Origin of the sequence: Trichocoleus sp. ST-U1, from assembly GCF_039961835.1 — a bacterium.
Lineage (GTDB): Bacteria > Cyanobacteriota > Cyanobacteriia > Cyanobacteriales > FACHB-T130 > FACHB-T130.
Genome location: NZ_JAMPJZ010000052.1, coordinates 15,235 through 39,339, shown reverse-complemented (window position 1 = coordinate 39,339; position 24,105 = coordinate 15,235). Strand labels below are relative to the sequence as shown.

At 46.9% G+C, this 24,105-nt stretch carries 14 protein-coding genes; 9 read left to right on the top strand and 5 right to left on the bottom strand.

What is annotated here, in order from left to right; translation table 11 throughout:
• Nucleotides 1-492: 492 nt before the first annotated feature.
• Nucleotides 493-855: a ferredoxin thioredoxin reductase catalytic beta subunit gene (locus NDA06_RS17790; protein ID WP_190413052.1), complete on the bottom strand. Its 363-nt coding sequence runs from the start codon at nt 853-855 to the stop codon at nt 493-495.
• A 95-nt stretch (nt 856-950) separates the two neighbouring features.
• On the bottom strand, nt 951-2,108 hold the full coding sequence (locus NDA06_RS17785; RefSeq protein WP_190987005.1) for a DUF58 domain-containing protein: 1,158 nt from the start codon (nt 2,106-2,108) through the stop codon (nt 951-953).
• A gap of 208 nt (nt 2,109-2,316) precedes the next feature.
• Here NDA06_RS17785 and NDA06_RS17780 point away from each other — a divergent pair, with 208 nt between their 5' ends.
• Nucleotides 2,317-3,537, top strand: coding sequence for a type IV pilus twitching motility protein PilT (locus tag NDA06_RS17780; RefSeq protein ID WP_190413054.1), 1,221 nt, complete (start codon nt 2,317-2,319; stop codon nt 3,535-3,537).
• 268 nt (nt 3,538-3,805) lie between these two features.
• Here NDA06_RS17780 and typA read toward each other — a convergent pair whose 3' ends face one another.
• A complete protein-coding gene (typA, locus tag NDA06_RS17775) occupies nt 3,806-5,596 on the bottom strand; it encodes a translational GTPase TypA (protein ID WP_190413055.1) in 1,791 nt (596 codons plus the stop codon).
• Between the two features lie 341 nt (nt 5,597-5,937).
• Here typA and NDA06_RS17770 point away from each other — a divergent pair, with 341 nt between their 5' ends.
• The 8 genes from NDA06_RS17770 to NDA06_RS17735 all read left to right on the top strand — a co-directional run bounded on the left by NDA06_RS17770 (nt 5,938) and on the right by NDA06_RS17735 (nt 18,611).
• Nucleotides 5,938-8,370: a PAS domain S-box protein gene (locus tag NDA06_RS17770; RefSeq protein ID WP_190987004.1), complete on the top strand. Its 2,433-nt coding sequence runs from the start codon at nt 5,938-5,940 to the stop codon at nt 8,368-8,370.
• Nucleotides 8,371-8,411: 41 nt separating this feature from the next.
• Nucleotides 8,412-8,858, top strand: coding sequence for a response regulator (locus tag NDA06_RS17765; RefSeq protein WP_190413057.1), 447 nt, complete (start codon nt 8,412-8,414; stop codon nt 8,856-8,858).
• Complete coding sequence (locus tag NDA06_RS17760) at nt 8,855-10,402, top strand: ATP-binding protein (protein WP_190525886.1); 1,548 nt, start codon at nt 8,855-8,857, stop codon at nt 10,400-10,402. Before NDA06_RS17765 ends, NDA06_RS17760 begins: the two co-directional genes overlap by 4 nt.
• A 193-nt stretch (nt 10,403-10,595) precedes the next feature.
• Nucleotides 10,596-11,618, top strand: a complete 1,023-nt coding sequence (locus NDA06_RS17755; protein ID WP_190525884.1) for a serine/threonine-protein kinase — start codon at nt 10,596-10,598, stop codon at nt 11,616-11,618.
• Nucleotides 11,619-11,925: 307 nt separating this feature from the next.
• Nucleotides 11,926-12,582, top strand: coding sequence for a hypothetical protein (locus NDA06_RS17750; protein WP_242031304.1), 657 nt, complete (start codon nt 11,926-11,928; stop codon nt 12,580-12,582).
• A 109-nt stretch (nt 12,583-12,691) separates the two neighbouring features.
• Nucleotides 12,692-13,264 carry an HD domain-containing protein gene (locus NDA06_RS17745; RefSeq protein WP_190525932.1) on the top strand — a complete coding sequence of 191 codons (573 nt, stop codon included), beginning with the start codon at nt 12,692-12,694 and terminating at the stop codon, nt 13,262-13,264.
• Nucleotides 13,265-13,623: 359 nt separating this feature from the next.
• Complete coding sequence (locus NDA06_RS17740) at nt 13,624-15,054, top strand: AAA-like domain-containing protein (protein ID WP_348251795.1); 1,431 nt, start codon at nt 13,624-13,626, stop codon at nt 15,052-15,054.
• On the top strand, nt 15,051-18,611 hold the full coding sequence (locus tag NDA06_RS17735; RefSeq protein WP_190986702.1) for an AAA-like domain-containing protein: 3,561 nt from the start codon (nt 15,051-15,053) through the stop codon (nt 18,609-18,611). Before NDA06_RS17740 ends, NDA06_RS17735 begins: the two co-directional genes overlap by 4 nt.
• A 62-nt stretch (nt 18,612-18,673) precedes the next feature.
• Here NDA06_RS17735 and NDA06_RS17730 read toward each other — a convergent pair whose 3' ends face one another.
• Both NDA06_RS17730 and NDA06_RS17725 read right to left on the bottom strand, forming a co-directional pair.
• Complete coding sequence (locus NDA06_RS17730; protein WP_190986703.1) at nt 18,674-20,815, bottom strand: EAL domain-containing protein; 2,142 nt, start codon at nt 20,813-20,815, stop codon at nt 18,674-18,676.
• 148 nt (nt 20,816-20,963) lie between these two features.
• Nucleotides 20,964-23,516, bottom strand: a complete 2,553-nt coding sequence (locus NDA06_RS17725; protein ID WP_190986704.1) for a PAS domain S-box protein — start codon at nt 23,514-23,516, stop codon at nt 20,964-20,966.
• Nucleotides 23,517-24,105 lie beyond the last annotated feature (589 nt).

Genomic DNA, 24,105 nt, shown 5'->3' with positions numbered 1-24,105 from the left:
AGGATTCTAAACTAAGCATGGGGTGGTGAGATGCGTTGAGAATTAGGTACTTTCAACTGTATCTGTTCCACCCCTCCTTATCCCGAACTCACGTTAAGTTTAAATAAAGTTAAAATAGAAATTCATTTGTTTTTTTTAATTCTATTGACTAACATCACCTTTTGAGTAACTTTTTTTAATTGCTTAGCTTGCGATCGCTACTTGTTTTTAAAATTCCAATCTTACTTAATTGTTATAACTTTATCAGCCCAGGCAAAACAATAAAAAGTGGATTTTAGGGGATAGTTTTTTCCTAATTTATCCAACCAAGCGGAATTCAAAAAAGCCTTTTAGTACGCGGGAGGCTTATTTTGAAGGCTTCCTGGGACGTGTGGCTGTTACAGACATGATAAGTTTGATGCTTCAGCTAATCGCTAATCGATAATTGGTAGTTAGGCTAAAAAACATTTATAACTAGCAACTTTTCAATTAGCGATTAGCTAGAGCAAATCGTTACATACTATCGCGTACAGCTTTAATTTCTTCAAGAGAGATTTCCTGCATCTCACCGCGAAACTCGTTATCTTCTGTCAGAAATAACATACAGTGGCACTCTTTTCGCTCTCGCATCGGTACGCAAGGACAATTCCAGAAAGTTGCATGTACCTCTGCTTCTTTATCTTCGTAGTGACGACAGGGACACAAAGGGGCACCCAGATCATCTTTATGCTTGGCAAGTCCTTCAATCACTACGGCTGTTACGGAAGGATCGACGCAGAAGTAGGTGCCAGTACGCTTGGCGTAAGTTTCGGAGAAATGGCGCATCGCCTCTAGACTTTTTTCGCTGGATTTTGTTTCAGTTTCTGATGGGTTCATAATATGAGATGACGCGAGATCGACAGGTGTTTATGCATTGTATCTTAAGCCTTTTCCTGAAGGGGATTGGCTGGGATCGATGCAATCGGGCAAGCCTACTTCAGAGGGGATTGTAGCTGAAGTTGTAGCGGCTGATCGCTATTGATGACAATTCCAGGGGAATTGCGATTCACAGGCATTGCAGGCTCAGTTAAAGACTCCGGCATCCAGATCATCCAACGGCTACCGGGGGGTAAAGAGCTTAGAGTAACATGATTGGGAGTCAGCCAGATTAAGGGAAGCGTCGGTGGATCTCCAGCACGGGCATCTTCTCCGGCGTAGGTTGCGGCTAGAGTTTCTAAAACCACGCGATGACCTTGCACTAAACCTGTGAAGGCTGTCCAAAGTTTTACGCTTAACTGACGCCCACTGGCATAGAAGTACAGGGATGCTGCCGCAATGACTGCTTGCTCAAAATGCTCTGGATTCCAACTGGTGGCGCTATCGAGGCAGATAATTACTTCTTGTCCACCTGTAAAGACTTCTAGTTCGCGTACCTGGAATTCACCGTAACGGGCGCTGGTTCGCCAGTGGATTAAACGAGTGGGATCTCCGACTCGATAGGGACGAAGCGATCGCGTGACTCCTTCTGTGGCAGCTTGAGAACGGCGATCTAAACTCAGAAACAGGGGACTTTTTTCTTGCCCAATTTCATCCACCATCGGGCAGTTGGTCAGGGGTAAAACGGTGGGATAAACAAATGCCGTAGCTGCAACTTCACGCTGGCGGCGACACCAAAATAATCCCACAGGGGCAGCAGTTCTCAGTTGTACCGTGTTCCACCGATAAACCCCGCGTTTTTGCGTGGGTAGGTAGTAAACCCAGTGGTGAACGCTATGAGGAGAAATCGTTTCAATTGCCGTTTGTACGGCTTGTCCCAATACGAAGGGAAGAACGTCCCGGACTAAAAGTAAGGTTTTGGGATGGTTAACTGGATTTTCAATTTCTAATTCAATGGTTAGATCGTCGCCGACGCTGACGGGCTGGATAGGGCGTCGGGTGACTTGAAGATGACGAAGCGATCGCACGGATAGGACGCCTGCAATTCCGAGTAGCGCAAAGCTGAGGCCACTAATAACATACAGCCACCCCGCCATTGTGTTCGTGGCAGCTCCAAAAAAACAGACGGCGATGATTCCCAATATCCACCCAGCGTAGGCTGGCGTTACCCACCGAGTTTCCAGCCAGTCTGCTATCCGATTACCGATATTCATAAACAGCGCTGCCCAGTCTAGAGTCTAGCTATCCCAGCACCTTAACAAAATTCTGATTACAAATAAATAAGAGATTTTACACCTGTCTGGTAATTTTTTAGAATTAAGGACATTCACGGTTGACTTAAAGAAAATTTTTAAAGGCAAGATCCATTAAACTGTGGTTTTACCGATGCTGCCGGACCCAGTAAGTACCCAGGGGGAAAAAATGACCAAAGCCAATGATGCTGAAGCGACTCGCGCACAAGCTCCTTCACGCATGCCACCACCACTACCGCCACCACCCGTTCCTCCGCAGATGCAGCCAGGGCGACCCCCAGAAGTGAATAGCGCGACTTCCATCAAACAGATGGTGAAAGATGCGTATGCTCAAAAAGCCTCGGACATCCATATTCGAGTGGGGCAAGTTCCCAGATATCGGATTCGAGGTCAGATGGTAGAGGCTGAGGGTCAGCTCAAGGTAACACCTGAAATTTTTGAGCAAAACCTTGCTGAGATCCTGACGCCTGCTCAGCGAAAGCAGTTTGCAGAAAACAAGGAACTGGATACGGCAATTTTCTACCCAGGTTTCGTGCGCTGTCGGGTGAATTGTTTTGAATCCCTGATGGGCGGAGCAATGGTTCTGCGTTTGATCAGCCTAGAGATCCCTTCGCTTGATAGTTTAGGCTTACCGCAAGTCCTCAAGGATATTGTAAGCAAACCGCAAGGATTGATTCTGGTGACAGGTCCCACGGGATCGGGAAAATCAACGACCTTAGCGGCGATGATTCGTCATCTGAATGAGACGACGAATAAGCATATTGTGACGATTGAAGACCCAATTGAATTCGTCCACCCTTCCCAAAAGTGCTTGGTTAGTCAACGGGAAGTGGGTTTGCATACCAATGAGTTTCACGCGGCACTGCGGTCAGTTTTGCGGGAAGATCCAGATGTGATTCTGATTGGGGAAATGCGCGATCGCATTACCGTTAATACCGCCCTGCAAGCTGCCCAAACAGGTCACTTAGTTTTAGGCACTCTGCACACCCGCAACGCCATCAACGCGGTTAACCGCTTGTTGAACTTGTACAACGCCGATGAACAGCCAGCCATGCGAATTCAGATCACCGATTCTTTGGTGGCAGTGATTGCACAACTGCTGCTGCCAACCACGGATAGTCGTCGCACAGCAGTCCATGACATCTTGATCAATACCCCGGCGATGCAAGATTACTTGCTCAAGGGTGACGATGAGGAAGCTTATCGATTGATGCTAGATGACACGTTCGATGGAATGCAGGTGATGAATCAGGCGCTTTACGACCAAATGCTAGAGGGTCGGATTACTCTAGAGGCGGCATTGAGTGCTTCCCCAGATCCCAACGATCTGGATCGCCGTATCCGCACAGGTGGAATTGACGCTTCTAGTTCGACTCGTACCTGGATGTAAGCTGGGTTTTACAGGAAAGTTAGAGCGATCGCATTTCGGATGTCATCTAGAGCGGTTTGCAGTTGGGTGAAATCTATTGCATTTCTAACGTTGGTTAGGGGCATGGCATTGCCCCATTCCTAATCCCCTACTGATGTATGGCAGTGTATGGCATCGGAACGATAAAAGCGATAAGGAATGCGCGATCGCTCTAAAAAAAAGCCCGCCATCGCGGGCTTTTTTCGTGTAGCTCCCAGGCTTCAACCTGGGGCTATTGTTGTCGAATCATTTACCGCTTCGCCAACTTCTTCGTCACCTTCCGCAGACGAATTGACTTGGGAGTAACTTCCACCAATTCATCTGAACCGATGTATTCCAAGGCACGCTCTAAGCTCATATCGATTGGCGCTTGCAACTGCACTAATTCATCACCGCCAGAAGCACGGTGGTTCGTCAGCTGCTTCGCCTTGCAGACATTAAGTTCCAAATCTTGAGAGCGGTTGTGTTCCCCGACAATCATGCCTTTGTAAACTTTGGTGCCCGGAGTGATAAAGAATGCACCCCGATCCTCAGCATTCTTCATCGCGTAGAAGGTAGCAACGCCTTCTTCAAATGAAATTAAGACACCGTTGCGGCGAGTTTCCATATCGCTGGTGATGGGGCGATAGTCTAGGAAACTGTGGTTCATAATCCCTTCGCCACGGGTGAGGCGCATGAATTCACCCCGGAAGCCGATTAAACCACGGGCGGGAATTACAAATTCTAGTTGAGTGCGACCCGTGGCACTCATCTGCATATCTTGCATTTCGCCCTTGCGCTGCCCCAAACGTTCGATACAGCCACCACTCGCTTCTTGCGGGACATCCAGCACCAAACATTCGTAAGGTTCGCAGGGTTGACCACTGACTTCGCGGAAAATCACTTGCGGCTGGGAAACTTGAAATTCATAGCCTTCCCGACGCATGGTTTCAATCAAGATGCCGAGGTGAAGTTCGCCTCGACCGGAAACGAGTAATTTATCGGGAGAGTCGGTATCTTCAATCCGCAGGGCGACGTTCGTTTCAAGTTCGCGGAACAGGCGATCGCGTACTTGCCGTGATGTCACCATCGTCCCTTCCTGTCCGGCAAAGGGCGAATCGTTCACCGAGAAGGTCATTTGCAAGGTAGGCTCATCTACCTTAATCAGCGGCAAAGCTTGTGGTTCGTTCGGACAAGTAATTGTCTCGCCAATATTTGCATCGGCAAAACCAGCCACCGCCACAATATTTCCCGCGGAGGCTTCTTCCAAATCAATTCGCTTTAAGCCTTCAAAACCCATCAACTTGGAGATTTTACCTTTCACAATGGCGCTGGTTTCCGTCACCAAAGCCACTTGTTGCCCCATCCGGATTGTGCCGTTATGGATTTTTCCAATCACAATCCGACCCAGATATTCAGAATAATCCAGGGTTGTCACTTGCAGTTGTAGAGGCTTATTTGGATCGCCTACAGGTGGCGCGACATGGTGCAGAATTGCCTCAAACATGGGCTGCATATCCATGTTGTCGGATTCCAGGTCATTTTTGGCATAACCATTGATACCGGAGGCAAACAGATAAGGGAAATCGCACTGATCGTCATCTGCACCCAATTCCAAAAACAGATCCAAGACTTTATCAATTGAGCCGTGGGGATCGGCTTGGGGACGATCGATTTTGTTGACAACAACGATCGGGCGCAGTCCCTTTTCTAAAGCTTTTTTCAGCACAAATCGCGTTTGGGGCATGGGGCCTTCATTGGCATCTACAATCAAGATGCAGCCATCAACCATGCCTAACACCCGCTCGACTTCACCACCAAAATCGGCGTGTCCGGGAGTATCAATAATATTGATCAGGGTTTCTTTATATCTGACGGCGGTATTTTTCGCCAGAATTGTGATGCCTCGCTCCCGCTCTAGGGCATTGGAATCCATGACGCAATCAGGAACGTCTTCGCCTTCGCGGAAGATGCCAGATTGCCGGAGGAGGGCATCAACGAGGGTTGTTTTGCCGTGATCGACGTGGGCAATGATTGCGACGTTACGAATAGGGAGCGTCATAGAAGCGTGCCAGAGAGGGTGTTGAGATTGAAATAGATGTCTCTTGGCTTATTAACAGAATTTGGGATTTAACATAAATCCTGTAAAGAAGCCTTAACAATTCTAGCCTAATCGCCCGAAACATGGCGCTAGTTTTATGCATCCCCCATCCTTCATTTTTGTTTTGCCTTTCCGGTGCCAGTGCGCGTGAGGCACTGGCATCACAGACACTATTTGACGCAATGATTGCGGTAGCCGTGTGAAACGAATCACTGCCAAGAAATGCGATCGCCCTTAACCTAACTGAAGACGAGAATTGGCGAGGAAAATCTTATCACCAAGCACAACATGAGGGAGACTTCATGCCAGATTTCCTGAGAACCCTTTTGGCTTCAGCAGGGTTTATTCCCCACGGACACTGCTATCTATGGAAGCCAGATTTAGTTTGGCTTCATGTTTCGTCAGATGCTTTGATTGCGCTGGCATATTATTCGATTTCATTCATGCTGGTCTATTTCGTCTACAAAAGACGAGATGTGCCTTTTAACTGGATTTTTCTGCTGTTTGGCAGCTTTATCATCGCCTGCGGCACCACTCATCTAATGGAAATCTGGACGCTGTGGCATCCTACTTACTGGCTAGCCGGATGGATCAAAGCGTTTACTGCAATTGTCTCCCTCGGTACGGCGGTGCTGCTGTCAGAATTGATCCCTAAAGCGCTGGTTCTCCCTAGTCCAGCAGAATTAGAAGCGGTAAACCAGGCACTGAGAAACGAAATACTAGAGCGTCAGCAAGTGGAGGAAGCGCTACGCGAAAGTGAAAGACGGTTCCGCGCCATTTTTAACCAAACATTTCAATTCATTGGATTACTAAAACCGGATGGCACTGTCTTAGAGATTAATCAGACAGCGCTAGAGTTCGTTGGAATTAAGGCGGCGGATATAGTCGGTCGTCCATTTTGGGATGAAGTTTGGAACCTACCCACCGAATTCCTGAATCAGTGGAAAGCAGCGATTACCGAAGCAGCAAACGGTAACTTTGTTCGTTTTGAAGGGAATCTGCCCACTCCTCAAGGCACAATGTTTGTTGATGCCTCGCTCAAACCTGTGAAAGACGAGACAGGACAAGTGGTGCTATTAATTCCAGAAGGTCGGGAAATTACCGAGCGCAAACGGGCAGAAGAAGCATTACAGCGAGCTTATGATGAACTAGAAATTCGGGTTCGGGAACGAACGGCAGAATTAACAACCATAAACGCATCGTTAGAAGCTGAAATTGCTGAGCGTAAACAGGCGCAAGCAGCACTACACCAGCGAGAACAAGAACTCAAAGCGCTAATCGAAAATACTCCAGATATCATTTCCCGGTTCGATCGAGATTTACGTCATATCTATGTCAACTCAGCAATAGAACTGGCAACAGGAGTACCGTCTGAGGTATTTATCGGCAAAACGAATCGCGAATTAGGAATGTCTGAGGATCTCGTCTCCCAATGGGAAAGCATTTTCCGCCAAGTTTTTGAAACGGGTCAAGAGAATGTTGTTGAATTTCAGTTTCCGACACCGAATGGTCTGAAATATTATCAATCTCGCCTGGTTGCAGAATTTACCGAAGACGGTTTAATCAATTCTGTACTGGGTATCTCCCGGGACATTACTGGACTGAAGCAGGTGGAAGAAGCGTTGCGGAACAGCGAGCAACGATTCCGTGCCACTTTCAATCAAGCTGCTGTCGGTATTGCAGAGGTAGAAAGGAATGGACAATGGCGACTGGTGAACCAAAAGCTTTGCGATATTACTGGTTACACTCGTGAGGAACTTTTAGAACGAACTTTCCAAGATATTACTCACCCCGATGACCTCAATACTGACCTCGAAAATGTTGGTCGAATGTTAGCTGGTGAGATTTCAACATACTCAATGGAAAAGCGCTACATCCGCAAAGACACCTCCCCAGTCTGGATTAATCTGACTGGATCGGTTGTGCGTAATTGTGCAGGTGAACTCAGGTACTTTATTGCCATTGTTGAAGACATTAGCGATCGCAAACGATTCCAGCAGGAAATTACACAACTCAATCAAGACTTGGAACGCCGGGTGGTCGAACGGACTGCACAACTCGAAGCCGCCAATCGGGAACTGGAAGCTTTTTCTTATTCGGTGTCCCACGATTTACGTGCGCCACTGCGGAGTGTTGATGGGTTTAGTCAGGCGCTTTTGGAGCGCTACGCTGACACGCTGGATGAGAAAGGCAAACACTACCTGCATCGGATTCGTGCAGGCAGCCAGCGAATGGGAGAACTCATTGATGACCTGCTGGAGCTTTCGCGGGTGACACGCACCGAGATGCGTACCACGGAAGTTGATTTAAGCGCGATCGCTTCTGAGATTGTCATTGAACTAAGACAGTCGCAACCGGAACGACCCGTTGAAGTTGCGATCGCTCCAGGCATTGTTGCACAAGGGGATGCGCGGCTTCTACGAATAATTCTGGAAAATCTACTTCATAACGCCTGGAAATTTACGTCAAATCGCTCATATGCTTGTATTGAATTTGGCATCACACTAAAGATAGATTCTCAACCTGCTTATTTTGTACGTGACAATGGCGCTGGCTTTGACATGGCTTATGCCAACAAATTGTTTGGAGCCTTTCAGCGCCTACACTCAATGACTGAGTTCCCCGGAACTGGCATTGGACTGGCAACTGTCCAGCGAATCGTTCACCGCCACGGTGGTCGAGTATGGGCCGAAAGCGCAGTAGAACAAGGTGCAACTTTTTATTTCACGCTCTAAGGCGGGCAGAATTTAAACTTAGCTTCTAAACGGAAAATAAATTGAATAACCGACACATCCTATTGGTGGAAGATAATCCTGACGATGAAGAGCTTACCTTACTTGCTTTGGATCAAAGCGGTATTCCATACAATGTTGTAGTAGCCCGCGATGGAGTAGAGGCACTCGATTATCTGTTTGGTACAGGTAGGTACACTGACAGGGACATTAACAGACTACCCGCAGTCGTTCTACTAGATATAAAAATGCCCAGAATTGATGGTTTAGAAGTGTTGCAACGACTGCGTGCCAACGATCTGACAAAACTCTTGCCAGTCGTCATTCTCACGACATCAACAGAGGAGCAAGACCGACTCAACGGCTATAGCTTCGGTTGTAACAGTTACATTCGCAAACCTGTAGATTATGTACAATTTATGACAGCAGTAAAGCAGTTGGGAATGTATTGGCTGCTTTTCAATGAAGCCCCGCCGTTACTAGGAATATGATGAATCAACCGCTGCGAGTTCTCATCGTTGAAGATTTAGAAGATGATGCTGAATTACTGCTCAACGAACTAGAGCACGGTGGTTACGAGCCGATTTACGAGCGGGTAGATACAGCTGCTGCCATGAATACAGCACTAGATAAACAACATTGGGATATTGTCATATCAGACTACTCAATGCCCACTTTTAGCGCTCCTGCTGCTTTAACTTTGTTGAAAGACAAAGGGCTAGATTTACCATTCATTATTGTTTCCGGCAACATTGGAGAGGATGTCGCAGTCGCTGCGATGAAAGCTGGAGCGTCTGACTACTTGATGAAAGGCAAGCTGGCGCGATTAATTCCCGCAGTTGAACGCGAGTTGCGCGAAGCCGTTGAGCGGCGCAAACGGCGCGAAGCAGAACAAGCTTTACGGGAAAATGATGAACGCTTCCGCTTACTGATCGAAAATGCCTTAGACATCATCGCTGTTCTAGATACTGATGGCACTATTTATTACACAAGTCCATCCGTTGAGAAAGTTTTAGGTTACGAACCGGAAGAGCTAGTTAGCAAAAACCTCTATGATTTTATTCATCCTGAAAATGTAGTAAGGGTTATTCAGACTCTCAATCAAGCAGTTGAAAACCCAAATATTACCCTATCTATAGAATTTAAAGTTCTTCATCAAAATGGCTTTTGGCAGATATTGGAAGCCATTTGCAAAAATTTTATCCCTCATTCAGGAATTCCTAGAATTGTTGTAAACTGCCGGGACATTACGGAACGGAACCGAGCAGAAGAAGTTCGCATTGCTTTGGAAAAAGAAAAAGAACTAAACGAAGGGAAATTTTACTTTGTTTCAATGATGGCTCATGAGTTTCGCAATCCCCTCAACACAATCCTCATGTCTGCCGAACTCCTTGAACACTACAACTACAAAGCGACTGAAGAACAAAAAGCTTTATATTTCAATCGCATTCGTTCAGCTGCTAAACAGATGACGCAGTTGTTAGAAGATGTTTTAACAATTAGTCGAGCAGAAGTTGGAGAATTAGAGATTAACATAGAGCCTTTTGAATTAAAACAATTTTGCCACGATTTGATGGAGGAAATTCAGTTTACGACTGAGAAGGAACACACGCTCATCTTTGTCAGTAAATGTAAATGTGCCCAGGTGTGCATGGATCAAAAACTTCTATGGCATATTCTGACAAATTTGGTCTCGAATGCAATTAAGTATTCACCGCAAGGCGGCACTGTCCAGCTTGAACTTTCTTGTCATGATGGACAGGCAACAATTCAAATTAAAGATGAAGGAATTGGCATTCCTCCAACCGACCAAGAACAACTATTTGAAGTGTTTCACCGAGCCAAAAATGTTGGCAAGATTCCCGGTACAGGGCTGGGATTATCAATTGTTAAAAAATTCGTGGACTTGCACGGCGGTCAGATTTCTGTCAGTAGTGAAGTTGGGGTAGGCACTACTTTTACTGTGCTGTTGCCATTGAACAGTCAGATGTCTACCGAGGAGTTAGACGATGCGACTGCGTATTTTGCCAATTAAACTGTCATTTAGAGCAGTTCTCAACTACCGAGCTTCACGGTAGAGTATCACAGCCATGAAGATTGCTTTTTGCTTAGGCTAAAGCGCGATCGCTTGTATTTGTACTTTAACCATAGTACACTTGTACTAAGTTAAATTGAATACTTCTTCAGACCGCGCCAAAATCGATGCAAGCGCAAGGGAGTCAGAAATAATGGCTTGGAATCCTGGGCAGAAGTTACAAAACGGCAAGTACACGATTGAAAAAGTGCTTGGACAAGGTGGTTTTGGGATCGCGCATTTAGTTAAAAACAAAAAAGGCAATTTGCTTGTCATCAAAACCCTCAACCACGTTCTGCAACGCCAACACGACTTCGGCAAATTTCAGCAGGATTTTCTGAATGAAGCGGTGCGGTTAGCCAAATTTAATCATCCTCATATCGTCAAAATTGATGAAGTTATTCAAGAGGATGGGCTGTGGTGCATTGTGATGGAATATATTGCCGGAGAAAGTCTAGCCCATCGAGTTTGGCAGAAAGGGGCAATGTGCGAGGCGGAAGCATTGCGCTACATTCAGCAGATAGGTGACGCCCTGACGCTAGTTCACAACAATGGTTTACTACATCGGGATGTCAAGCCACTCAACATCATGCTGCGTTGTAAAAATGCCGATGTTGTCACTTCTGACATAGAGGGTGTCTTTGAAGCGGTTCTCGTTGACTTTGGCATTGCCCGCGAGTTTACCCCAGATATCACCCAAACACAGACAGAATTTTGCTCCAGCGGCTTTGCCCCGATTGAGCAGTATGACTGGCGCTCCAAACGCAGTGCTTACACGGATGTTTATTCTTTAGCTGCAACGCTTTATACCTTATTAACGGCTCAAGTACCTACACCTTCACCAATGAGAGCGTATGGGATGGAACTCACACCACCCAAACGCATTAATTCTCTCCTCGGCGATCGCGTAAATTACGCTATCGTCAAAGGTATGGCCTTAAAACCAGAAGATCGCCCTCAGTCAGTGCAGGAATGGCTAGCATTGTTGGGAATCTTACCTCCCCTAAATGCTAACCCCAGTCCTCTTGTCCAATTGCAGGAGCGATTGCGTGAAGCACAAGAAAATAAATTAAATGGTAGTAATGAGTGGCGGGAGCGATTCCGAAAAGCGCAAGAAGACAGATTAAAAGATAATCATAATTGGCGCGATCGCTTGCGAAAAGCTTGTCAAAAGTGACAGAGAAAAGATGGCTCCGATAGCCGAATCTTGAAGTTGTCAGTTCGGGATGCGATCGCATCCTGAAACTCATTGCACTCAAATAAAACCTAGTTTCCCTCGTTTTTGGGCGCTGACGCCCGGAAAAACGAGAATCTGGATGCGCTGCATCCTTAAGACCGTGGGGAACTTAGAGCGATCGCTTTGGCGTCAGATCCAGGTAAGACTGAGAAGCGAAGACTGCTAGTTTTTGTCCTTTTACCATGTTCTGGGATGAAAGGGCAGCTTTTTATGAGTAAATACCTAATGCAAAAAAAATTCTAAGGACATGGTGAAACCGCCTCACCGAATGATGTTGATGGGTGCCTATATTTTTGCTGGTTTACTGTTTACTAAACCAGCACAGGGATTAGTTTTTCCTCAGCACTTGCCAAAACCGCTGGTAGTATCAGCAAGCATTTTTCTGAGCGCTCAGCCTTATACACCTTCACGGGTTTTAGAAAAAATACCACCGGAATTGAGTCCAGAGCCAACCCTGGACGATTTTAATGCCAATATTTGTCAGGATATTCCGATGGGCGTTGGCGTTCCAGGATTTCAACCAGGAGTACATAATAGCGTTGTCCAACGAATACTCGGCAGTCCCGGCGTAACCACTAGAGGTTACTGGCCGAATACTCGTGCCATATCCTATCAATTAATCCCAGATCAGGTGAGCCTGGGTTTTTTATTTGATAAAAATTCTGGACTCATACGCCAAACTGAAGCATCTTTTGCCCAATGGGTGAATAGCGAGATCGTCCTAGTGACGTTGAATAGTATGTTGGGTTGCAAGCTCAACGACGCCATCAAGCAGGGTTTACAACAGGTGCAGCAGCGTCAGTCTCCCAAATTCTTTTTTTCTCTAGAGTCCCTGCGGGGAGTGATTGAGCGGGATAAGGGCGATCGCGTTTATATTGGCATTTGGGAGGCAGGCTTACACTAAAGATCGGTAAGTAGTTGGGAATTAGTAATGGGTCATTTGTCATTCGTCAGCAGCCACATACCAACGACTAAAAACGATCGATTGTTACCCATTACCCAAAATTAAAATGATTCTCTCACAACGCTTTACAGATGCCCTGACCTTTGCCACCGCCTTGCACGCGAACCAAATTCGCAAAGGTTCAGGTGTTCCCTATATTTCCCATTTACTCGGCGTCACCAGTATTGCCTTAGAGCATGGGGCGAATGAAGATGAAGCGATCGCTGCCCTACTCCATGATGCCATCGAAGACCAAGGCGGTGCCGCGACACGAGAAGAAATTCGCCGTCGGTTTGGAGATACCGTTACGGAAATTGTCAACGGTTGTACCGATGCTGACACAACACCCAAACCCCCTTGGCAGGAACGCAAAGAAGCTTATATTGCCCATATCCCGACTGCTTCAACCTCGGTGCGTCTTGTCTCAGCAGCCGATAAACTCCACAATGCCCGCTCGATTTTGACTGATTATCACATTGTAGGCGAGGCAATTTGGGAACGCTTCCAAGCAGGCAAACAAGGAACCCTTTGGTATTATCGCTCTTTGGTTGGCGCATTTCGCAAAGCCGGTTCATCACCACTCATTGATGAATTAGAACGGGTCGTGTCAGAAATAGAACATCAGGTAGACAAAGCGACTTAAGCTGCTTGATTGACAAATCTCTTGAAACCCTGCCAATTTTTAGGGTGGTCTCATGCGGGAGCGGTATCATTACCTTTACAAGAGGCTAGATGCTTTTGCCGTGGTTGTTTGGGTTGCCATCTGATTCTTAAGTAGAGACCCCCTAATTCCTGTACTAACCTCTTGACTACAGGAAAATACAGCGAAGGCAGTTCCGAAAACTAGCCTATTTTCCCTTTATTTGACAAATAAAAAGTACAAAAATTATCTATTTTTATCGATAAAAAGTAAGAATATTAAGATAGAACTTTTGGTTTTAGGAACCGAAAATTCTGTAGACAACTTGCTAGATGTGATTCTACGTCAAATGATGCCATCGCATGAATGTAGATGAAGTTCTGGAAGCCGTAGAAAGAGTTCTGCTTTTTCGGCAACTCAGTCCTGTTGAGCGATTAATCCTGCGTCGCTCTTGGTTAGGAGACGATTATCGTGAAATGGCACGGGATTCTGCTTACAGTCTCCCCTACCTCAAAGAAGTTGGCTCCCACTTGTGGCAGGCTCTCTCAGCAGCACTCAACCAGAGAGTGACGAAAAAAAATTTGCATTTACTCGTTAACCTGCACCAGCAAAACCGGACAGGTGAACAGCAAAATAGAGCGCAAGAGGTGCAAACAGACACAGGAGTAGAAGATAATTTTATAGCTTCAGAAACAGAAACCGAGCAAAAATTTCCTGGGGGTCCTGTACCGCTAGATTCTCCTCTCTACATCAATCGTCCCCCGATTGAAGAACTCGCCTGCACTGAGATTACCCAACCTGGATGTCTGCTCCGCATTAAAGCACCCAAGCAGATGGGGAAAAGTTCTCTACTTATCCGGATTCTGGCTCGCGCTACAGATGTTGGTTACAAAACGGTCTCTTTAGATTTTCAGGAAGCCGACGAAACAGTTTTTGCCTCCCTCGATAAATTCCTACGCTGGTTCTGTGCCAATGTCAGCAGACAGTTGAATCTCAATCCCCTAATGGATGAGTTTTGGGATGAGGATATGGGCAGTAAAGTTAGCTGCAAAATCTATTTCGAGGGTTATCTGTTCAAGCAAGTTAACAGTCCTCTAGTGTTGGCTTTGAATGAAGTTAATCGGGTTTTTGAGCATCCCAAAATCGCCTTAGATTTTCTCCCAATGCTGCGATTTTGGCACGAACAAGCACGGGCAGTGGAAGTTTGGCAAAATCTCAGACTTTTGGTTGTTCATAGTACAGAAGTTTATATTCCGCTAAAGCTGAATCAATCCCCATTCAATGTCGGGATATCCATTGGTTTGCCCCAGTTTTCTAGCAAACAGGTGCAGGATTTGGCACAGCGCTATGGACTTGATTGGAGCGATAAAATAGAGACACAAAATGGCACTTCCTGCGGCAATGATTACACATCTCTACTAATGGCAATGGTGGGTGGACATCCCTATTTGGTAAGCGTAGCGCTTTATCACCTGCGTCGAGGAGCGATGACATTAGAGGAGTTATTGCAAGTGGCTCCTACACCTGCTGGGATTTATAGCGACCATCTAAGGAGCCATTTGGCAATGCTCCAAGATGAGCCACAATTAGCATCGGCTTTGCAACAAGTTGTTACTGCTGATGAGAGCGTACAATTAGAAGCGATCGCAGCCTATAAGTTGGAAAGTATGGGATTGATTCAAATGGATGGAAATCGAGCAAGTCCCAGCTGCCAGCTATATCGTCTCTATTTTCGCTCGCAGCTAGGAGAGAAAAAAGAATGCCAATGCCACTCCAAGAATACTGAGCGATGAAATACCAAGTCGGTGGCAGTCTAACCAGCGAAGCTCCCAGCTATGTACAACGAATTGCAGACTCCCAACTCTATGAAGCATTAAAACAGGGTGAGTTTTGCTACGTTCTCAACTCCCGACAAATGGGCAAATCCTCTCTGCTGGTGAGAACTCGCCATCGCTTGCAACAAGAAGGGTTTAAATGCACTGCTGTGGATATGACTAATATCGGCAGTGAAAATATTACGCCGACTCAGTGGTACAAGGGAATTGTTGCCGATCTGTGGTCAGGTTTTAACTTGTTAGAAAAACTTAATTTGAAAGCCTGGTGGCGAGAGCAAGAAGATATCTCCCTGCTCCAAAGGTTGAGCCGATTTCTTGCCGATTTGTTATTGGTTCAATTTCCGAATGAAAGACTATTTATCTTTATAGATGAAGTTGATAGCATTTTAAGTTTGGATTTTCCGGTCGATGACTTCTTTGCCTGGATTCGGTTCTGCTACAACCAACGAGCCATCAATCCAGAATACAGACGGATTACTTTTGCAATTTTTGGTGTAGCAACCCCAAGCGATCTCATTGTTGATAGAAACCGAACCCCCTTTAATATTGGGAAAGCGATAGAACTAACTGGCATTCGACTGCACGAAGCTCAGCCATTAGTGAAAGGATTAGAGGTAAAAGAAGGAAACTCACAAACCGTTTTAAAAGAAATATTAGCCTGGAGTGGAGGGCAACCCTTTCTCACCCAAAAGTTGTGTAACTTAGTAGGGAATCTTGTTGACACGCGATTGAGCGAGTCTGAGACGATGAACAGCGTTCTGACCATTCCACCAGGAAATGAGGCGTTTTGGGTAGAAAACTTGGTGAAGACACGCATCATTCATAAATGGGAAAGCCAAGATGAACCAGAGCATTTAAAGACAATACGCGATCGCATCCTTCGCAACGAGGAACGCACTGGCAGATTTTTGGGAATTTACCAGCAAATCCTACAAGGTGTGGAAGTACCAACCGATGACAGCCGAGAGCAAATAGAACTGTTGTTATCAGGCTTAGTGGTAAAAGCTCAGGGTTATTTAAAGATAAAAAATCGAATCTATGAAGAAGTATTTAATCTCGAATGGGTAGACAAGCAATTAAAGGAACTGCGCCCTTACTCTCAACTTTTTGATGCTTGGATTGTTTCAAAGCAAAAGGATGCATCGCGGCTGTTGCGCGGACAAGCGCTGAAAGACGCTCAAATATGGGCACAAGGTAAAAGCTTGAGCGATTTGGACTATCAATTTTTAGCCGCTTCTGGCGAATTGGATAGGTTGGAAATGCAGCAAACTCTAGAAGCAGAACGGCTGAAAGAAGTAGAAGCGCGACTGGCGGAGGAACAAAAAAGATTAGCACTAGAGAAAAAAAGTTCTAGGCGACAAAGGTTTTTGCTTTTTGTCGTAAGTATTGTATTAATTTTAGCCTGTGCATTGGGGCTAGCAGTTTATGTTCAGTATCGGCAAACGGCTGTAAGCGAGATCAAAGCGATCGCTAAATCTTCCGAAGCACTATTCGCCTCAAATCAAAAGTTAGATGCACTCGTACAAGCGATCGCAGCACAGCGACGATTAGACAAGTTGAATGTTGCAGATGCAGATATTCAGCACTCAGTGAAGGAGGCTCTCCATCAGGCTGTTTATGGAGCGGTTGACTATAACCAGTTATCCGGGCATGACAATGTGGTTAATGATGTAACGTTCAGCCCTGATGGCGAACTCATTGCCTCAGCTTCTGCCGACAAAACCATCGATCTGTGGAAAAAAGACGGTACAAAGGTGGGAACGCTGCAAGGACACAACAATACGGTTTGGAGTGTCGTATTTAGCCCCAGAGGGGATCTAATTGCTACTGGTTGCGGGGATAACACCGTTAAACTTTGGCGCAAAAACAGGACAAATTCACCAGACGGAAAGCCGATTTATACCTTGTGGCAGACCTTAAAAGGACATACCAAAGACGTTGCAGACGTAGCCATTTCTCCTGACGGTCAGACCATTGCTTCCGCTTCTAAAGATAAAACAGTTAAACTCTGGAGTGCAGACGGCAAACTGCTGAGAACTCTCACTGGACATACAGATGAAGTTGCCAGCGTTGCCTTTAGCCCTGACAGTCAGATTGTTGCATCTGCTTCTCACGATAAAACCATCAAACTCTGGAGTGCAGACGGTAAACTGCTGAGAACCCTTACCGGACATACGGATAGAGTTAGGGACGTTACCTTTAGCCCTCAAGGAAATCTGATTGCCTCGGCGAGTTGGGATAAAACAGTCAAACTTTGGCACCTTGATGGAACTTTAGTCCAAAGCCTAACTGGACACAGCGATGCAGTAGGCAAAATCGCTTTTAACCCTCAAGGTCGTTTAATCGCCTCGGCAAGTCTTGATAGAACAGTCAAACTTTGGAAGCTGGATGGGACTCTGGTAAAAACCCTGCCAGCCGCCAAGGATGTCGTCTCTGGAGTGGCTTGGAGTCCTGACGGACAACTCCTCGCCTCATCCAGTTGGGATGGCCCGATCGCGCTTTGGAAGTTTGATGACAGTTTGCTCCATACTCTTAACGGACATCAAGCATCAATTTACACCATAAAATTTAGTCCTGATGGTCAGACAATTGCCACCGCCAGTCGCGATCAAACCGTTAAACTTTGGCGGCTTGATGGTCGCTTAATTCGCACGTTCCCCAAACAAGCCGATAAAGTTTTCGGAGTCGATTTCAGCCCAAAGGTCGCCACCCTTGCTACAGGCGGTTATGACAGCACTGTTCGGTTGTGGCGACTGGATGGAACCTTACTCCACACTTTTACTGGACATCAAGGCAGAGTCTTCGCCGTTGATTTCCATCCAGATGGACAGTCACTCGCCTCGGCGGGTGAGGACAGAACCGTCAAAGTCTGGAGGATTGACGGCACTCAATTGGCAACTCTTCAAGGACATACCGATCACATTAACGGAGTGGCATTTAGCCCTGACGGAGAACTCATTGCTTCAGCTAGCGTGGACGGCACCGTCAGACTTTGGCAGTGGGATAATGCCACATCTGGAACACCCAGCTACAGGCTTCTACACACGTTAAAAAGCCATCGCCGTCAGGTGGCTGGAGTGGCATTTAGCCCTGATGGCAAGACCCTAGCTTCAGCAGGTATGGATAGCATGGTGAGACTTTGGCGGCGCGACGGTACAGAAATCAGAGCCTTGAAGGGACACAAAAATGGGGTGTTCGGGGTAGCATTTAGCCCTGATGGCAAGACGATCGCCTCAGCAAGTTTCGATGGCACAGTCAAACTTTGGAGCTACGATGGTCAAGAGCTTGAAACCTTAAAGGGACATAGCGATGGGGTATTTGGAGTTACCTTTAGCCCTGATGGGAAGTTCATCGCCTCAGCAAGTCAGGATAGAACCGCAATTTTGTGGAATTTAGAGCGAATTTTCCAGCTCGATTTCCTCCAGTATGGATGCGATTGGGTGCGGGATTATTTGCAGACGAATGCAGATGTGGAGGAAAGCGATCGCCATCTTTGCGATGGAATTCAATCCTGATTTACATTAGATATTCACCATAAACTAATCCGTTCTACCTGCAAAATTTGAAGAGAATTCGCTCAGATTGGGCTGAGGTTGTAGCACGACGATGCGGCGATTAATGTTTCAGCTGCCATGCTATCGACTGGCTTAGAAAACAAATATCCTTGTCCGGATTCGCATCCCATCGTCTGGAGTTGTTTCATCTGTTGAATCGTTTCGATGCCTTCGGCGGTGACATCCATTCCCAAATTATTAGCCAGCGTCACAATCGCTCGGACAATGGGTAAACTTTCGCCACCGATGCCCATGCGGCTAACAAAAGAACGGTCAATCTTCAAGGTATTAATCGGAAAATGATACAACCGGCTTAAAGAAGAATAGCCGGTGCCGAAGTCATCAATCGATAGCTCAACACCCAAGACTCTCAAATATTCCAGCATCGCGATCGCATCTTCATTGTCTGCGATCGCGCTTTCGGTAATCTCTAGCTTTAAACTGTAGGGATCGCACTCGGTTTTGTGCAAAATCTGGTCGATCTTTTCAATTAAATCGGGTTGCAAAAACTGTCTGCCCGACAAATTGACGCTCATTGTCAGTCCCCGGTGGTTTGGAAATGCCGAATGCCAGCGTTGCAACTGACTGCAAGCCTCGCGCAGCACCCACTCACCCATCGGCAGAATCAGTCCCGTTTCTTCCGCCACGGGGATAAACTCCGCTGGGGAAACTAAGCCGCGTGTGGGATGCTGCCAGCGCACCAGTGCCTCGAAGCCAGAAATTTGACCTGTTGCCAGCGATACTATCGGCTGATAGTGCAGCCGTAACTCCTGGCGTTCCAGAACGTGTCGCAGATCCGTTTCCATCTGCAATCGGGCAACTGCTTGGTGGTGCATGGTCTTGTTAAACACCGCATACCGCGCCCTCCCTAGTGCCTTTGCTCGATACATGGCAATGTCGGCATCGCGCAGGATGTCTTCTGCCTGGTCATAGCCCAGCATACTCAAAGCAATGCCAATACTGACAGTGCTGAATACTTCTTGCCCCTCAATCTGCAATGGTTTTCGCAGTTGTCTTTGCAATCGATTGGCAATGCGAGTCACGTGGCTCAAGTCTGGTAAATCTGCTAGCACAATAGCAAACTCGTCTCCACTCAACCGCGCCACTGTATCTTCTGGGCGTACCGATGCCTGTAGAATTTTTGCGATCGCTACCAGCAATTGATCTCCTGCTAGATGTCCCAGGCTATCGTTAATCACCTTAAATCGATCGACATCCAAAAACAGCACAGCAAATAAATAGTCCTGGCATTGATTCGCCCGTTCCAGGGTTTGCCGCAACCGATCCATAAAAAGTGCTCGGTTGGGCAAGCCTGTCAAAGCATCGTGATAGGCTGCATGGAATAATTGCGCCTCTACTTGCTTGCGCTGAGTGATATCGCGTTGAATTGCTAGGTAATGAGTCGTCTCATCTTGTTCATTTTTGATGGGTTCGATGTGCCACTCGTTGTAAAACTCCGTGCCATCTTTGCGATAGTTAATCGCTTCGCCATAAAATACTTTCCCTTCGGACAGAGTTTGTCGCAGTCGGTCGAGGAGAGTCCGATCGGTTTTGGGTCCTTGCAAGATCCTCGGTGATTCACCGATGACTTCCTCTGGGGTGTAGCCGGTCATTCTCGTAAACGCGCGATTGACAAAGATGATTTCTGGACCGGGAAAAGTTAAGTGAGTCGAAGTAATCGCGATCGCATCTTCCGCAAATTCAACCGCCGCCGCCAGTTGCCGTAACCTTTCTTCTGTGCGCTGGCGTTCCGTAATGTCAATCGCCACACCCACTAGACCAACCACTTGACCTGTTTGATTTTGCAGCGGGGTGGTGCGGTTTTCGTACACCACATCGCCTATCTGGACAATCCAGGTTACTTCTTTTCCAGCTAAAACGTTGCGAATATTCGCTAAGATTTCAGGCCGGTCTTTGTAAAGGTCAAAGATCGACTGCCCGATTACCTCACCGGCTTTCAGTCCGAGAGCCTCCAGTCCCTTGCCCTCAGAAAGCGTAAAAATGCCATTGCTATCTAGGGCATACAAAATAATTGGTGCATTTCCAACACTGGCGCGTAGCAGCTGTTCATTACCTAATCCCAAGGAACTGAGGCAATGCTGTGGCAATATACCCAGACTAGAACCGTCACCGTTCCTAGCAGTGTCGATCCTTTCGCATCGCATCGTCCTTATCCTGTGGGACTGGGATATTGGTTTCAGCTCCATCGGCTCCATATTTTTCCGGCTAGGATTTCCTAATAATTCTTTATTATTTCTTAAGATTTCCCTCTTGGGATCGTCTGCCACTCATCAGCGTATACCTAACCACTGATTACGCAACCTGGGAGGGAGCCATCGGGAGTGGGGTTGCAGAGGCGGTAGACTGCTGAAGCGGAATTTCTAGAACAAACTCTGTCCCTTGTCCGGGCGTTGACAGACACTTTAGTTGACCTCCGTGACGCTCCACCACCACTTGGTAGCTAATGGACAGCCCCAGCCCAGTCCCTTCTCCTACAGGTTTAGTCGTAAAAAAGGGGTCAAAGATTCGTTTTTGGACTGCTTCTGGAATGCCGCAACCATTATCTGCGATCCGGATAATTACTTGATTTTGGTTGTTCGCTGTTGTGCAAATCCGAATTGTCGGTAAAGGGGAATTGGCGATCGGGAATTGGCGATCGCTACTTTCTTCTCCATGATTCATCATCCATGAAGCCTGAACGTTTTCCCGTTCCAGAGCATCAATGGCGTTGCTCAGCAGATTCATAAAAACCTGATTTATCTGCCCTGCGTAGCATTCTACCTTGGGTAGGTTGCCGTATTCTTTGATAATCAGAATACCTGGTTTTCCTCCCTGTGGCTTCAATCGATGCTGCAAGATCAACAGGGTGCTGTCGATGCCTTCATGCAAATCCACCGGCTTTTTCTGGCTCTCATCATGGCGGGAGAAATTCCGCAAGCTCAGGACAATCTGGCGGATGCGTTCCGCCCCCATTTGCATAGAATCCAATAGCCTTGGGAAATCTTCAACCAGAAACTCCCAATCCATTGCCTCGGCTTCTGTTTGAATTTCCGCTGCTGGCTGAGGATAGTGCTGCTGGTAGAGGTTTAACAAATGCAGCAAATCTTGGGCATACTGCAAAGCTGGGGTCAAATTCCCATAAATGAAAGAGACAGGGTTATTAATTTCATGGGCGACACCCGCTACTAACTGCCCCAAACTGGACATTTTTTCGCTTTGGATTAACTGGGTTTGGGTTTTCCGCAGCCGATGCAGCGCTTGTTTAAGTTTGGTCGTTTTTTTCCTTAATTGTGCTTCTGATTTCTGTAATGCTTCCTCCGCTTGCTTGCGTTCGACCAGTTCGGCTTCCAGTTGCTCAAATAGCGTCGATTGCTGAATGGCGATCGCTAGCTGCACGCTAAGCTGTTTGAGCAATTCTACTTCCGATGCCTGCCATTGCCGGGTTTCAGTGCAGTTTTGGGCAACAAGCAGCCCCCATAATTGAGGGTTGGAAGAGGACTGAGGACTGAGGACTGAGGACTGAGGGTTGGAAGAGGGCTGAGGACTGAGGAGTGAGGACTGAGGAGTGGATGGGGGAGGAGGGCTGGTTGAGGTATGAGGGTTGAGGAAGAGTCCTTTCACCTCCGTCTTGTTTTGGACAATCGGGACGACCAGATTGGCTTTTACCTGAAACTTCACTAGCCAATCAATCTGGCACTGGCTGAGATTCGCCGTGTCGATATTCTCAATCGCTTGAACCTCGCCTTGTTGGTAAAGAGGCAGGTGATTTTCCCCAAAACATCTGCTGTGGATCTGAGTTCCTAAACTCTTAGTCCAACCCGTGCCGACCGATTCTACAACCCCAACTCCACGCCCATCTGAATCGAAGCGGTAGATCGTTACCCGGTCGGTGTTGAGAAATTGCCGGACTTGCGATACAGCCGTTTTCAGGACTTCTTCCAGGTTCAGAGACTGGCGGATGCGCTGATTCATGTTTCTGAGCAGCCGTTCTCCAGTCGCTTGCTTCCATAAGGCCGTTTCTACCTGTTTGCGACCTGTAATATCCATCACCGTCCCAGTAACCCGTGTCGGTGTATTGGTTTGGTTGCAAAACAAGGTACCCGTAACGGCAACCCACCGAACTGCACCATCCGGGCAAAGGAGACGATGTTCGAGGCTGAAGAGACGATCTGCCAAGTTTTCTGTCCGGGATGCCTGTACAATCTGCGCGATCGCTTCCGTCACGCGATCGCAGTCCTCCAGATGAATACACTTTAAATAAGCTTCATAAGTGCTACCAAAGGAACCAGGTGGGAAACCGAATAAAGATTCCGCATTTGCCGACCAGGTTAGCTGACCCGTCTGCCTCTCCCACTCCCAAACTCCCATACTGGCAGCATTCAGAGCAAGCCCCAGCCTGGTTTCGCTTTGTTGTAACGCCGCTTGTGACTGTTGTTCAGCGAGCTGGCGCTCGGTAATATCTGTATGAAAAACCAGAAACTGAGTCAGTTCACCAGTGGCGTCCCAGACAGGAGCAACAATTAGCTCATTCCAAAAAGGCGTGCCATCTTTGCGATAATTTTTTAACACTACCTGGCACTCTTGCCCTAACTCCAAGGCTTGGTGAATTTGCTCAATCGCATCCTGGTCAGTATCGATTCCTTGCAAAAAAAAGCAGTTGCGTCCGATGACTTCTGCTGAAGCATAGCCCGTTATCTTCTCAAAAGCCGGATTGCAATAGGCTATAGAAGGATTGGGGGTACGAGCATCCACAATCACAAGACCCACAGGCATGGTTGCGAGGATGCGATCGCATAACCCTCCTGCTTCCCCGTGCCGATCGAGAGTGTGAAACTTCTTGCCTACCTTGCCTTGCTGGCTTGCCATTGCAGTTGCAGCTCTCAGAAGTAATTAGTAGCGAATATTAAGTCTCGGTTTCTTACCGTACACGAATCTTAACTTCTCTCTAATATACCTAATGGCGTATTTCTCCGGTGTGATGCATTATACAAATTTCAGTGCTATCTAGTCTGAGTTTCTACCTGAGGTGGTCGGAACAGATTAATCTCTATGCGCCAGATAATCTTTAAAAAACATTGGTCTAGTTCCTAACGACGACCGTGGCGCTGTTCTAAAATCTTCTGTTTTACAAACTTCTCTCAAGTCCCGATCCAGATGACAGCGATTCCAGCCACCGCTTTATCACTGACTGAATCTACACTTTAAGCGGCATCCACATTGCCCCCAGTCAGTACCGGGTTACGTCAGTACTGCGTTAGTTGGGTGATTTATTATGCCCGATCTCATTCCGCATTCGGCGATTGTCGCCGAATGCGGAATGCAGGTTCTAGGTGGACACTAGTGCCTGAAAATACGGTAATTTCCTACGGTAAATCTTTGTTCGCAGTCTCTTGAGCTTGTGTATCGGGTTGCTCGGTCATAGGACTGTGCCTGATTCATACTGCCTTCTCGGCGA

What these genes read in the sequence shown, in the direction of transcription:
- NDA06_RS17790 (WP_190413052.1), bottom strand. Translation starts at nt 855, where the DNA reads ATGAACCCATCAGAAACTGAAACAAAATCCAGCGAAAAAAGTCTAGAG.
- NDA06_RS17785 (WP_190987005.1), bottom strand. Translation starts at nt 2,108, where the DNA reads ATGAATATCGGTAATCGGATAGCAGACTGGCTGGAAACTCGGTGGGTA.
- NDA06_RS17780 (WP_190413054.1), top strand. Translation starts at nt 2,317, where the DNA reads ATGACCAAAGCCAATGATGCTGAAGCGACTCGCGCACAAGCTCCTTCA.
- typA (WP_190413055.1), bottom strand. Translation starts at nt 5,596, where the DNA reads ATGACGCTCCCTATTCGTAACGTCGCAATCATTGCCCACGTCGATCAC.
- NDA06_RS17770 (WP_190987004.1), top strand. Translation starts at nt 5,938, where the DNA reads ATGCCAGATTTCCTGAGAACCCTTTTGGCTTCAGCAGGGTTTATTCCC.
- NDA06_RS17760 (WP_190525886.1), top strand. Translation starts at nt 8,855, where the DNA reads ATGATGAATCAACCGCTGCGAGTTCTCATCGTTGAAGATTTAGAAGAT.
- NDA06_RS17755 (WP_190525884.1), top strand. Translation starts at nt 10,596, where the DNA reads ATGGCTTGGAATCCTGGGCAGAAGTTACAAAACGGCAAGTACACGATT.
- NDA06_RS17750 (WP_242031304.1), top strand. Translation starts at nt 11,926, where the DNA reads ATGGTGAAACCGCCTCACCGAATGATGTTGATGGGTGCCTATATTTTT.
- NDA06_RS17740 (WP_348251795.1), top strand. Translation starts at nt 13,624, where the DNA reads ATGAATGTAGATGAAGTTCTGGAAGCCGTAGAAAGAGTTCTGCTTTTT.
- NDA06_RS17735 (WP_190986702.1), top strand. Translation starts at nt 15,051, where the DNA reads ATGAAATACCAAGTCGGTGGCAGTCTAACCAGCGAAGCTCCCAGCTAT.
- NDA06_RS17730 (WP_190986703.1), bottom strand. Translation starts at nt 20,815, where the DNA reads ATGCGATGCGAAAGGATCGACACTGCTAGGAACGGTGACGGTTCTAGT.
- NDA06_RS17725 (WP_190986704.1), bottom strand. Translation starts at nt 23,516, where the DNA reads ATGGCAAGCCAGCAAGGCAAGGTAGGCAAGAAGTTTCACACTCTCGAT.